We start from the raw sequence: 12,830 nt of genomic DNA, 5'->3' as shown, positions 1-12,830 counted from the left end.
ACTTAGCTGCTCGAACCTGACTTTATTGAATCAATGTTCCATGCGGAAATTAGGATTCTTCAACTCGGCCAAAACATGGGGTGGAGGAGAAAAGTGGCATTATGAAGCCGCATTGTATTTTGCTAATCGTGGTTACCCGGTCGTCTTTTTTGCCCAGGAGGGGAGCATTTTGCAGCAAAAAATCAGTGGACATCCCAATGTCAAGTTTGTGCCTTTTAAAGTAAGTAATTACAGTTTCCTCAACCGGTTGAAAGTGTATGCACTCAAACAGATTTTTCAAGCACTCCACATTGATATCTTATTGATTAACCTATCCAGCGATCTGAAACTAGCCGGGCAGGCGGCTGCGAAGGCGGGCGTGCAACGGATTATTTATCGACGGGGGAGCGCCATTCCCATAAAAAATAGCCTATTTAATCAGTACATGTTTAACTATTGGATCACGGATATATTGGCCAATTCAGAAGCTACCAAAGAGACTATCCTACAACGCAACACACACCTTTTCCCGAAAGAGAAAATCAAAGTGATTTATAATCCAATCGATGTAGAAGCATTTGTGCATGCTCCTTTTGATCCGATTTATACCAAAGTGCCCGGAGAGGTAGTCATTGCAAACCTAGGAAGGCTTGAGGAACAAAAGAACCAAAAGTTTTTGATACTGCTATCAGCCGAGTTGCAGCAGCGCAGCATTGCTCATAAAATCATCATTGCCGGTTCAGGCAGATTAGAAAGTGAGCTGAAAAAACTGAGCCGAAGTCTTGGCGTGGAAAATAATATCCTATTCACAGGATTTATCGACAACGTGAAGGATGTACTGATGCCATGCGATATCTTTTTACTCCCTTCCCTGTGGGAAGGGTTCGGTTACGTGCTCGCCGAGGCTTCCCTTTGCCGAAAAGCTATCATCGCTTTTGATGTCAGCAGCAATCCTGAACTTGTACAACCTAACCTATCAGGTTTTTTGGTATCCAAGAATGATGTGGTAGCATGTGCAGATAAGGTATGTCTCTTGAAAAATGATCCCGAGCTTTGCAAGAAGATGGGTGAGGACGGCATGTTGCATATTATTAATACGTTTGAGAAATCCCGAATCATGGCCACCGTAGAGGCATACATCAATGAATAGCGAGAAGGTACCCCACAAGCGCATAGCTTTGGTTGAGGTGGGGGGCTCCCATGATGAGTGCCTCTATAGCCAGTGTCTTTTCCTTCATGGACATGCAGATACCATACTGGTTATCACGGCTGATTTGGAGCCACGGGTAACAGCCTGTAAAGAACTGGTGTTATCCGTAAAGATATTCGGTTTCCAATCCTCACAGTCGTTCCAATGGAAAAATGTCTGGAAGCTATACCGTTATTTGCTGGAGCAAAAGTTTGACCGCGTAGTGTTCAACACCGCTCAGGGGGGGATCAAGAAACTGTTTATCTTGCCGTTCCCTCGCAGTATGAGGCTGATAGGTACCATCCACAATACCCATAAATTTTACAAAGGAATTGGACAGCGAATTATCAGCAGTAAGATCAAGAAGTATTTGGTGTTGAATGATTACCTATTGCCATCTGTAGCTTCATTAAAAGGGTTGCAGTTTTCTTCCTATTATCCGGCATTTTTTCCGAAGCTAGCGACACCCAATCAAATTACAAAGCCAGCAGGGGAGACTTGGATATGTATTCCGGGGCAAGTGAGCTTACAACGAAGAGATTATTTGGGATTGATTAAGGCGGTTAAGCAGGCTGAGTTGGAGAGCAGGTGGAAATTCATTCTATTGGGCAACGCTAAAGGCAATGATGGCGATATGATTAAGCAGCAGGCAAACGAACTGGGTTTGCAGTCGAGCTTCATCCTTTTTGATGCATTTGTTCCTTACGAGTTGCTCCACGCCTATATGCAATTGGCAGATGCCGTGATGCCACTCATTCACCCCAGTACGCCGGGGTTTGTGCTTTACCAACACCATAAAATTACCGGAGCTTTCAATATGGCTTTTGCGTTCAAGAAACCCTTACTCATGGAAGCATCGTTCCGTGGTATCGAGGACTTCAAGGAAAACGCCATTTTTTATGATGTCCAAACGTTGAGCGAAGATATATTTACCGGCACGAACGGTCAGTCTGCGAACACGGACGGAACCCTATATCAGTCAGCAAAGTGGGAATTTGCATTTCAGCAAAACAATTACTTAGCGTTTGTTTTGAGCTAAAAGTGGTATTTTATGTAAGGTTTTGGCGGAGGTAGTATCACCACGGATCAATTAATTCCCATTCCAATGAGTGCCTTACTTATTCTGTAGAACTTTGTAGTTAGATCGCTGATGGGACTTGTCTTTCTTAAAAGAAATTAGCAAGGATTGTAGCGAATGTAGGCGTTATTCCGTTAGAAAATAAGGAATCGGCTCATATTAGCATGGTATTTGATTAATACGTCTGGAGTAGTAGGGAATTTATGAGTATTGGATTCGATGCCAATGGAGGTGTGTTTATAGTCATTTGTAAAATTTGAACGGTACATGAAAATAGCGTTATTAATTTCGACATTTAACTGGCCGGAGGCACTTGACCTCGTGTTGCGAAGCGTTGTCCGCCAAAGCCGCTTGCCAGACGAAGTACTTATTGCCGACGACGGTTCGGACGAACGCACCGGCGCGTTGATTGATTGCTACGCGGGGAGGCTCCCCATTAAGCATGTCTGGCACGAGGATGAGGGGTTCCGCAAAACCATTGTGCTGAATAAAGCCATACAGCAAGCAACCAGCCCCTATATCATCGAAATTGATGGAGATATCGTCCTCCACCGTCATTTCATCAAAGACCATTTGAAAGCAGCCGAACGCGGTTATTTCGTGCAGGGAAGCCGGGCGATGATCGGGGAGCGGAAAACTGCACAAGCGTTAGCGAATAAGCAGTTAGATTTCAGTTTCTTCACAAAAGAAATAACCTGTGGGCGGTTCAACGCGATTCGGTGTCCCAAACTTTCCGGCATTTTCCATACGGATTCGTTGAGTTCACGAAAAGTAAAAGGATGTAATTTAGCCTTTTGGCGCGCAGACTATATTAAAGTAAATGGTTATTACAACGGTTTTGAGGGATGGGGCTGGGAAGACACTGAATTTGGCGAACGGCTGATCAATGCAGGTATCCGAAAAAACCGGTTGAAATGGGCTGCGGTCGGATACCACCTGTTTCACCGACTGAGCCCGAGATCCAATTTCGAACCGAATAAACAAATTTATGAGGAATCCGTTACCCATAAATTGGCTTACCGTGGGCCGGGGTACCGCCAAACGCCGAGTCCGGTTACGGTATGAGTTCGACGAACAATTTAGAACGGGGAATGTCCGTTATCCTGTGTACCCACAATGGGGCCAAAAACTTACCCGATACGTTACGGCATTTGGCGGCGCAGCAATTGCCAGCTACCATTCCATGGGAGTTGGTTTTTGTTGACAATGCGTCTACCGACGAATCAACCACAATTGCGCAGGCCGAATGGACAAAATTTGGCGGACTAAGCAGCAGGTTGGTTCACTTGCGAGAAGGGCGGTCGGGGAAATATTATGCACTGCAGGCAGCCATGAAGCGCGCCCGCTATGCTTACTTTGTGATATGCGATGATGACAATTGGCTGGCTCCTGACTACTTGTATAAGACTGTGGCGTTATTGGATGCCCACCCCGAAGTTGGGGCGGTGGGTGGCCAGGGGATTCCCGTTACTGAGGAAAACCAGCCGTTGCCGGAATGGTTTGACCGGTATCAGGAAGGGTATGCCGTGGGGCCTCAAGGCAAGCAAACAGGTGACGTTACTTACAAAGGACACCTTTGGGGGGCCGGATTAGGATCTCGGACGGCATTGTACCGGGCAATCTATAACAAATACCCGTCGTTTTTATTGCAACTCAACAATCTATCCCTGATGTCCACCGAAGATAGCGAATATTGCCTGCGGCTGGTATTGCGTGGTTACAAGTTATATTATGACGATACACTGGTTTACCGGCACCTGATTCCCTCTAGGAAATTAACCGGATCATTCATTGACGACCTTTACAAGCGGCATCATGCAAGCTATGCCGTGAACGGAAAATACTTTTTGGCCATGAAGATATACAGAGGCGGACTGCTTCAGAAAAGGGAGCTGTGGGGAATACGGCTATCCGGCTTCATTGGTAGCCTACTTGCCCAAAGTTTTAAACGAAAGATCCGCGCGCGCGCGAAATGGGGTTTTCTCCGCTGCAAGTATGGTTGGGAAGATGTTGTCGGATGGGGTATTGTGGATTTGCTGCGAGATGAACAACTTCCTAAACATCGTTAACGGCTGCTGTCGAATACCTCATCCAAAACGCGATATAGGTGCCTGAGGCTGTGGTATTTTTTATGGTAGGAAATTGCCTGATTTTGAGTCGACGCATAGAAATCCATGTCTGCCGAGAGTCGTTGGATCAGGTTGGCGAATGATTCAGCAGTTTCCGCGATCAGGCATCCGTTATCCCGCTTATTCAACAACCCATCCACCCCCCGAGGTGAACACACGACTGGAAGGCCGTAAGCGAGCGCCTCAATAACCTTTACCTTGGTTCCTGTTCCACTTAGCATCGGGCAAATGGCAATTCTCGATTTTCGGTAATAGGCACCGAGGTTTACGGCCTGTTTTATTTTAACTACGTTGGGATAGACCGGAAGAACCGTGTTAATCTTACCGACGATGCAGATGCGCAGTGATGGAGGCAATTTCGGATAAACTTCATCAAAGAACCATTGGATTGATTTGACGTTGTGCGGGTTATCGCCTCCGACGAAAATGAGGTCAAATTCTTTATCGGAAGCGATTTCGTCGGAATCCGCATCGGCGCAAATGGGAATAAGCCGCACTGGCTTCCTGCAAAGTTGGGAAAAAACATAATATTCATCAGCAGACACGGCCCATATTTCATCAAACACCCTTAATCTTTCGATTTCATCGGAAAAAGCACTACCTAATTTAATGTCTACCTTTGGCTGCTCCTGTGCGGTGATGAAATCATGGGCGTCGATTATGGTCATAGTGGAATGTCCGATATTGCGGTTGTTTTTGACAAGATCGGCCCAAAAGGCGTAGCTAATGACAATATAGTCGTAGCTGTGCGTTTTAATTACTTTATTGAATTGACTTCGGGAATAGTCTGTGGTGAAATTTGAAATGCCTGATCTTTTGGGTTTAAGTTGTTTTCGGATAAAACGAATGATTTCAAAACGTAGGAAATCTTTAATACCAAGGATATGGGGCTTTTTTGATAGGCTGAAGTGGTGCCGGATAAGACGCTGCTGTTTCAGCGATAATATATCTTGTTCAGCAATCACCCCCCCCCAATAATCGTTACTGCTTACAAAGTCAACTGTATGTCCTTTGTCCCGAAAATAGGTTAACAATGTTCGGGCCCGTTGTTCGTTACCAGCGGTTACACGATGGGGATTCATCGGAAAGAAATAAAGTACATTAGCCATGTGACTTTCCTTAGATTTCGTAACCAAGATCACTGAAAATAGGACGCCAGAATGTCCTTTTATCGTTTTTGTCCCAAGCGTGACAGCCGAAAGGTAATGAATCTCTCAACCGATTCATGGCTACCCTGGGTTCACTTTCGATGGCGAAATGTAATGCAGTTTTGTAATCAGGGATTTTTAGTTGTCTTTTTGTTCTGTTAACTTCGATAGACCAAAATGCGTCTTCATTAAAATCCTTTTCCGTCCTGCTGAGGTAGGAGGATATGATGCCTTTTTCCGTTACACATATCTTATAGAATTTTTCAATATTCCTTAAGGAAAGCCCTCCATTGCCAACTTGATTTTTAAATTGAATATCCGTAGGCAAATCGGTGCCATTTTTCTTGATGTTATATTTTCGATGTACCCACCCTTTTATGGTATCTTTCGCCATCTTAATAACGTCCGGAAAGTCGCCTATATACCAAGGAGCACCAATATAATCGTATCCAGACCTCATCCAATAGTCTAGCCGATCGTTGAAGACAAACGCGTCAGTCTGGTGTACCAGTATGAAGTGGTAATTCACGAACCGTTCGTAAAATTGGCTGGACAACATCAGACAATTATAACCAGCAATGCTTTCAAAAAAGCCAGAATCAAACCTTTCAATTCGGTCAAACAAGAATGGATAGTTGTTTAGTGAAAGATGATGGTGTGTAACGGCAATTTTGGGAAAGCTGTGTAGTACTTTGAAACATTGCGTTAACGAAACAATATCATCGTTCGTTGGTACTTCTTTGTAAAGCGGTATTATGATTGCGCTACGCATTGATCTTGTTATACTTCTTTTAAGGGTTCGCCCCATATTGATTGCTTAGAAACGAGGCTCCGGATCTTAATAAACTTAAAATAAACATATGTCTTAAGCGCGTTTAAACCCAACCAATACCTGCCTTTCTTCACTAGTATTTTTCCGGTCCTTTTAATGCTTCCTTTGTGGCGTAACAGTGAGGGGTGTTTAAGTTTGCCTTTGTAATACGTTATTATATTTCCCCACTTTTCTCTTTCGAAACATTCGTCAACGATATGGGTGCTAAGGCCTCCCGTTGCAAACATGGCAACGATCAGAGGCGTATACTCCACTTTATAGGAGGCAAAACAGAACAAGTTGAAGTCGTGATCTGCACATACAGGATAAGCCAAGTTAAATCGATGACCATCGGTGAAAATTCTCCGACGGTAAACAATGGATTGGTGGCTTATGTTTTGTTCGAATAAGGAGGCTAAATCGGTCTCACCCCTATAAATCGTTCCGTCATTAATCCAATGGCTGTCACCAGACATCATGACGTTGCCATAAACCAAATCAGCCTCCGTTTTCCCCACAATGTCGCGAAGTGAAGCAAGTGTCGCACGCTCAAACAGCGAGTCGTCACTTCCCAAAAAATAGATCCAATCACCTGAAGTCCGCTCAATGGCCCGATTCATTGCATCATACACTCCCTTATCCTTTTCCGAAACGATTTTAATCCGATCATCCTTAAATGAACGGATTATTTCGACCGTCCGGTCTGACGATTGACCATCCTGTAGGATAATTTCAAAGTCCTCATAGGTCTGATCCAATACGCTTTTTACACACGTGTATATGGCCGGCTCTGATTGATAGGTAGGGATAATGATGGAAAACAGGGGATGGCTCATTTGCGGAAGAGATTTTTCAAGCGTTTTCGCCAGGAAGGTTTGCGTTGCCCCAGGTAGGCTTTCAGTGCCTCGCGGTCATCACCGATTGGCTGTTCGTGCTCGTCAATGCGTTCGCCTATAAATTGATACCCGATCCGCTTGTCAGGAAACGGCTTCCCACCAAAAAATTCATCGTGCAGCGTTAGCGAGTGCTGAAACCGAAGATAGACCTGCTGCAGAAAGGCCTGGTCAATCCCGTAGTAAAATTCCTTTCCCGTTATATAATTTCTAACCTCGGCTTCCATAGGAATAACGTTTCCCTGTATTCCCCACATTCCCGCCAGAATGCCGCGTTGTTCGGTACCGAAAGGGATTTCGTGATACGGATGGTCTCGTATCACATGGAGTTTTTTACCTTCCTGTACCCATTCCGATACGGCATTGTACTCCCTTGCGGTCAGTCGCGAATCGGTGTCACGGAATACCGCGTACCTACAGTCTGGAAAATCGCTCGCCAGGAAACGCCAAAACGGGCCAAGGATATCGTTTCCGGTCATATCAACCAACATCGCATCGCGGTCGCGAAGTGCCTTCAGTGTGGGTAACGGCACCGTGCCATCATGGTACACCACCACACGCCATCCGGGATAGACCGTCGGCGCAATCTCCGCGTTACGGGCGGCACCTTCTGTATAATGCGGCGAGTCTCCCCAAAGACTGAACGCGATGTAATTCATGCCCTTACTTCCAGTTTCCATCATTGCTAAACGTCCCAAAATTAGGTAAAGTATTCGTAAACCTTCTTCTAGACGTTGATTAGCGAGAAATAGCTACATTTGCCAAGGTAACAAAATGGTTGATTTGTCTGAACATAGCGAAAAAAGCCGGCTTCCGGCAGTTTCTGTCCTGATGCCTGCCTACAATGCCGAGGCGTTCATCCGCCAATCCATTCAAAGTGTCTTGGATCAACCATTTCAGGATTTTGAGCTAATTATTTATAACGACGGTTCCACCGATACCACTGCCTGCAAGGTGTGGCAGTTCCTGGATCCGAGAATCCAATTCATCGACAATAAGCAAAACCAGGGACTCACGCACGCTAGACAGGCTACATTGGAATTGGCCACTGGTCGGTATGTCGCCATTTTGGACAGTGACGACGTTTCCTTTCCCGATCGATTGGAGAAGCAATATCGTTTTCTGGAACGGCATCCGGAGGTCATTTTATGTGGGGGTAATGCCCTGCTGATGGACGCCGAAGGCAGAACAAGTGGAGAATTGCTTCATCAAGCCTACCGACAAGAAGAATTGAAGATCCGATTTTTCTTCAATAACATTTTCGTCAATTCCAGTGTTATGTTCCGTAGAGCGGAGGCGGTACAACTCGGTGGTTATCGAGATCGGGCTCCTGTGGAAGATTACGACCTCTTTGTGCGCCTTGCCGATCAAGACGCCATCCATGTTTTCAACGAACCATTGGTCTATTACCGGACTCATGAAGGAAACATTTCCCAATCTAAACGAGACACCGCGATATTCCAGTTGCGTCGAATCAAGGATGACCAGCTTCGGTTGCTGAGAGTGGACCCGCAACAATATGGCGCTATATTTGATGCCCTTTTGTGGTGGCGGGTTGCTGAACATAGCCTTCAAGACTTCTACACCATGTTGGTGGCATTAAAAGACGCCAATCGGCGAAGCAGAAAATTGCCGATCCGTTTGTTCGAGCGGGAACTCTACACGCGGTGGTACGATTTGGTGTTAGCAACAACGCCCAAAAAACAAGCGGCAGCATACTTGCTGAAAAAGGGGCTTTTTAGTGTATTCTATTTGACTTTTAAGCAAGCGAGGCGTATTGTTAAATTATGGTTACGATCGTTTTTCTAACGCAACGATGATACACGTATGTTGAAACAACTATGGAAAAAGAACAAGACGAAAAATGGTTTGCCGAACACTTTCCTTGCTGAATACGAGACCATCGTAAAGCAACAGCGATTTACGTCCACCAGCTTCCGTGTTTCGGAGGATTTGTTTCACCCGTGTTTGGACGATGCAACCAAGGAAACCGGCTTCGACCGGCACTATGTCTACCATCCCGCGTGGGCCATGCGGATTGTAACGCAATTGGACCCAGCCCTGCACATTGATATATCCTCCACATTACACTTCTGCTCCATGCTGTCAGCGGTTATACCTACAGCTTTTTACGACTATAGACCCGCTGACTTGGTGTTGGACAACTTGACCTCCTCATTCGCTGACCTGACTAATTTACCTTTCACCGACAGCAGTGTTTCGTCATTATCGTGTATGCAAACCGTTGAACATGTCGGATTGGGACGATACGGTGAGGTGTTGGATTATGATGGTGACCGCAAAGCCATCGCCGAGTTCAAACGAGTTTTGACCCCTGGGGGATCGTTGCTCTTCGTCGTACCTCTGGGCGGGGAGAGTGTAATCTGCTTTAATGCCCATCGCATTTACGATAAAGACCACGTGCTGAGCCTATTCTCCGATATGGAATTGATGGATTTTTCGCTGATACCTGAAGACGGGAAAGACGGTGGGCTCGTGGCTGACCCGCCGGAATCATTGCTGCACAAACAGTTTTATGCCTGTGGCTGCTTCTGGTTCAAAAAGCGGGAGTTGGCAATATGAAAATCGTCAAATTCCTTGGTGGCTTGGGCAACCAGCTATTCCAATATGCATTTTTTTGTGCACTGCAACAGAGGTTTCGGAAAATCAAAGCCGATTTTTCAGGATTCGACGCGTATGAGCTTCATAACGGCTACGAGTTGGAGCGGATATTCGGTGTCCTTCTGCCGCAGGCCTCTCCCTTTGAACAGAAGCTCTTCGATCAACAGGATCGCCGTTGGGTCCAGCGGAAGCTTCGACGGCTTTTTGGCACGAAAGACGGATACTACGAAGAGCCTGTATTATTCCGCTACGATGATACGTTGCTCGATGATTCCCGGAACCGCTATTATTGGGGCTATTGGCAACACATCAATTACATCAACCCTGTGGAGGACCAACTGCGTTTGGAACTTGCGTTTCCTGCTTTTGCCGACCAACGGAACATGGAGTTGTCTGAAAAACTTTCCATGATGAACGCGGTGAGCGTGCACGTGCGTAGGGGGGACTACCTGAACGATCCGGTACTAGGAGGTATTTGTGATGTGGGATATTACCGTCGAGCACTGGCATATATGGAACAACATATTGCTGATTCCCATTTCGTTTTTTTCTCCAATGATATCCCTTGGTGCCGGGAAACCTTCTCGATGCAAAATGCCATTTTTGTTGACTGGAATACCGGACTTCAGAGTTTTCGCGATATGCAGTTAATGAGCTTTTGTAAGCATCATATCATTGCAAATAGCAGCTTTAGCTGGTGGGGAGCGTGGTTAAACCAGTACGCTGGAAAGATTGTCGTTTCGCCCGACCGTTGGGTGGGGATGGAGGGTTTGGACCTTTCTGGGATTATATTGCCAGAGTTCCAACAAATAAATCTCCTTAACCCGGGTTCCAAGTGGTAGCTTTATCCAGCTATGAAACTCCTATGGCACGAAATAGCAACGTAGAATCGTGCTAAGTGTTGAGAAGCATACGTTCATATGGTTCATCATGCTGTTTTGGGATAATCATCTGGACCTATCAAATGGATATCAAGATAAGGCTTGAAAATGTTAATCAGCAATTCCGCTGCTGCTTTGGCTCTGTTTTTCAACTTCAAAGATATCAGTATTCAAAGATATGAGCGAAATCCCTGATTTCTCCATATGGTTCTGGTGTTAAGTCGTCTTTTTTACATCCTACAACTAAGGCGATAACCAGCGCCAATATCGTAACTTGCAGTTTCCTCTGATAAGTATGACGTTGTTTGGAGTAGTGCATCGATATCACGTTTCTATTTGGTGGCGTACAACGGTTAAGAAAACCATATTTGTAGTATTGTGAAATCTCTTCGTTCGCTTTTTTACACCATAAAGTTGATGATTTTTCTAGGCCTAAGAAAGCCTAGACTGGTTTTGAGTCTAGGCTTTTAGCTTTATGTTATGGTTATGGTGCTATTATATAGCCTATCGTTCCTTGGAATTCGTTTTTCCACCTATTTACGAGCTCGTCAACCTCAGCTTGGCTTGTCACATACATTGTATTCTTATCCCCATGGCTTTTTACCTGGTATAGCGGTAGAGTTTCACTATTGAGGGTTGACGAAAGGTATCCCGAGATACCATAGTGAATGTTACGCCATCTTACTATATGCTCGTTTACAGCGGCCATGTTAGTCAAAAAGAAATTATTTTTATCACCAATGCTTTTCATATAGTGTAAAGGAATCGTGCTGCTACCATTAGGTTTCGCTAGAATGTATCCTATAATACCTTGGTATTCATTGCCCCAATCCCTTACCAGTTGGTCGGCCGCCGCTTTGGAAGTGACGTACATATGATTTTTGTCTCCCTTGCTAAATACCTTGTGTAGGGGTAGGACATCTATTACGTTAATTTGACTATTGAGTATATGTTTGTCGATTGCTGCTTTAACCGCACTTTTCTTGGCTGGATCGGCTATGAATTCGTATAATGGGATTGCCTTACCAATATCGACTAAAGAAGCGTTGTTTACATTGACACTCTGCTCCCAACTAGCAATGTTAATTGATTCCGATGGTCTGCCATCCGCATCAAACGAGATGGTTCTGCCTGAATTTGTTCCTCCGTAAAATTTAAGGGAGAATACTTTATTTCGACTCTCTCTAGCCGCTTTAGTTATTTCTTCGGTGCTCATACCCAAAGAAAGTTTAATGCCTATTGTTTCGCTCAAACCTGCGGACAGACCAGCTTCTATTCCTCTTGTTTTTCTTTGGTAATTATCTTCATTAACAATGGACGCACTATAATCAAACATCAGGCGCCCTCCCAAGCTAATATCCAGCAGTACGTGAGTACCATATCTTTTAACTAAAGCATCAGCGCTATAGGTGTCCACGTTTTTTATAAACTCTGGTGTTAGATATTTTATTAACATACTGGTGCTGACATCTTGAGTGAACCTAATCCTTTTTATCGTCAGCGTTTGTTCAAAACTTGCGAAAGAATACTTGCTAGAAAAAGTATACTTTTTTTGTGTGTCTCTATTTCCAGATAACGTCAACGAAAATAAGGCGCTACCGTCTGCTCCGGTTGCGTTCAGCCCGAAAGATCCAGATCTTTTTTTGGTAATATCGCTAAGATAGTCGAATGCTGTTGCCCCTGAGTAATAGTGTTGTTCCGCCTTTGAATTTGTAGGTGCATCAATTTTATTGGAATGATCTTTCACAAAGCTAGCCAAATTGATAATTGGAGCATCTGATGCACTTTCGTTTCCCATCAGTGAACCCGTAACGTCGTAGCCATACCCTAATAAATCATTTTTCCCATCTCCACCCGTAGCTAAGTAATCCTCTGTCAACTTGGGGACAATTTCTTTCTCAACGTCGTTTTTGACACATCCTGTGAATGCCGATAGTACGGCAATTAAAATAACCACCTGAATTGAAGTTCTTCTTGTTTTTGTTTGCATAATAATGTTGTTTTATGTGAACTTGTTTAAACTTTTTTCTTCTTGTTAATCCTCCTTAGGAACAGTACGCTGTATAGCTTGTCGAGCCATCAAAATATCGAACGAAGCGA

Annotated in this window: 12 protein-coding genes; 7 read left to right on the top strand and 5 right to left on the bottom strand. The window is 44.7% G+C overall.

Features of this window, described 5'->3' with window-relative positions; translation table 11 throughout:
* Positions 1-40: 40 nt before the first annotated feature.
* The 4 genes from NF543_RS02235 (at position 41) to NF543_RS02220 (ending at position 4,315) form a co-directional block, all read left to right on the top strand.
* Positions 41-1,129 (top strand): glycosyltransferase, encoded by a 1,089-nt coding sequence (locus tag NF543_RS02235; protein ID WP_257666458.1) that lies wholly within the window; start codon positions 41-43, stop codon positions 1,127-1,129.
* The gene (locus NF543_RS02230) at positions 1,122-2,207 is read left to right on the top strand and encodes a glycosyltransferase family protein (RefSeq protein WP_257666457.1); all 1,086 of its coding nucleotides are present in this window, start codon (positions 1,122-1,124) and stop codon (positions 2,205-2,207) included. Before NF543_RS02235 ends, NF543_RS02230 begins: the two co-directional genes overlap by 8 nt.
* A 306-nt stretch (positions 2,208-2,513) precedes the next feature.
* Positions 2,514-3,311 (top strand): glycosyltransferase family 2 protein, encoded by a 798-nt coding sequence (locus NF543_RS02225; protein ID WP_257666456.1) that lies wholly within the window; start codon positions 2,514-2,516, stop codon positions 3,309-3,311.
* Positions 3,308-4,315, top strand: a complete 1,008-nt coding sequence (locus NF543_RS02220; protein WP_257666455.1) for a glycosyltransferase family 2 protein — start codon at positions 3,308-3,310, stop codon at positions 4,313-4,315. The genes NF543_RS02225 and NF543_RS02220 overlap by 4 nt, the downstream gene beginning before the upstream one ends.
* On the opposite strand, the gene NF543_RS02215 is transcribed toward NF543_RS02220, so the two are convergent.
* From NF543_RS02215 to NF543_RS02200, 4 genes are read right to left on the bottom strand one after another with little or no spacing between them, the layout of a single operon-like run.
* The gene (locus NF543_RS02215) at positions 4,312-5,484 is read right to left on the bottom strand and encodes a glycosyltransferase (protein ID WP_257666454.1); all 1,173 of its coding nucleotides are present in this window, start codon (positions 5,482-5,484) and stop codon (positions 4,312-4,314) included. The two genes, NF543_RS02220 and NF543_RS02215, sit on opposite strands and share 4 nt — an antisense overlap.
* Before the next feature lie 10 nt (positions 5,485-5,494).
* Complete coding sequence (locus NF543_RS02210) at positions 5,495-6,295, bottom strand: DUF5672 family protein (RefSeq protein ID WP_257666453.1); 801 nt, start codon at positions 6,293-6,295, stop codon at positions 5,495-5,497.
* An 8-nt stretch (positions 6,296-6,303) separates the two neighbouring features.
* The gene (locus NF543_RS02205; RefSeq protein WP_257666452.1) at positions 6,304-7,170 is read right to left on the bottom strand and encodes a glycosyltransferase family 2 protein; all 867 of its coding nucleotides are present in this window, start codon (positions 7,168-7,170) and stop codon (positions 6,304-6,306) included.
* Positions 7,167-7,910, bottom strand: a complete 744-nt coding sequence (locus NF543_RS02200; protein WP_257666451.1) for a hypothetical protein — start codon at positions 7,908-7,910, stop codon at positions 7,167-7,169. Before NF543_RS02200 ends, NF543_RS02205 begins: the two co-directional genes overlap by 4 nt.
* A 100-nt stretch (positions 7,911-8,010) precedes the next feature.
* On the opposite strand from NF543_RS02200, the gene NF543_RS02195 reads away from it, so the two are divergent.
* Genes NF543_RS02195 through NF543_RS02185 form a run of 3 tightly spaced genes read left to right on the top strand, consistent with a single transcriptional unit; the run spans position 8,011 to position 10,691 of the window.
* Entirely contained in the window at positions 8,011-9,036 is a 1,026-nt protein-coding gene (locus NF543_RS02195) for a glycosyltransferase family 2 protein (RefSeq protein ID WP_257666450.1), read from the top strand.
* 18 nt (positions 9,037-9,054) lie between these two features.
* The gene (locus NF543_RS02190) at positions 9,055-9,810 is read left to right on the top strand and encodes a DUF268 domain-containing protein (protein ID WP_257666449.1); all 756 of its coding nucleotides are present in this window, start codon (positions 9,055-9,057) and stop codon (positions 9,808-9,810) included.
* Positions 9,807-10,691, top strand: coding sequence for an alpha-1,2-fucosyltransferase (locus tag NF543_RS02185; protein ID WP_257666448.1), 885 nt, complete (start codon positions 9,807-9,809; stop codon positions 10,689-10,691). Before NF543_RS02190 ends, NF543_RS02185 begins: the two co-directional genes overlap by 4 nt.
* 523 nt (positions 10,692-11,214) lie before the next feature.
* On the opposite strand, the gene NF543_RS02180 is transcribed toward NF543_RS02185, so the two are convergent.
* The gene (locus NF543_RS02180) at positions 11,215-12,720 is read right to left on the bottom strand and encodes an MAC/perforin domain-containing protein (RefSeq protein WP_257666447.1); all 1,506 of its coding nucleotides are present in this window, start codon (positions 12,718-12,720) and stop codon (positions 11,215-11,217) included.
* Positions 12,721-12,830: the final 110 nt, after the last annotated feature.

Source organism: Parapedobacter tibetensis, assembly GCF_024704835.1.
In the GTDB taxonomy this organism is placed as follows: Bacteria; Bacteroidota; Bacteroidia; order Sphingobacteriales; family Sphingobacteriaceae; genus Parapedobacter; species Parapedobacter tibetensis.
The sequence above is the reverse complement of the archived record's forward strand: the minus strand, read 5'-3'. Positions and strand labels throughout refer to the sequence as shown.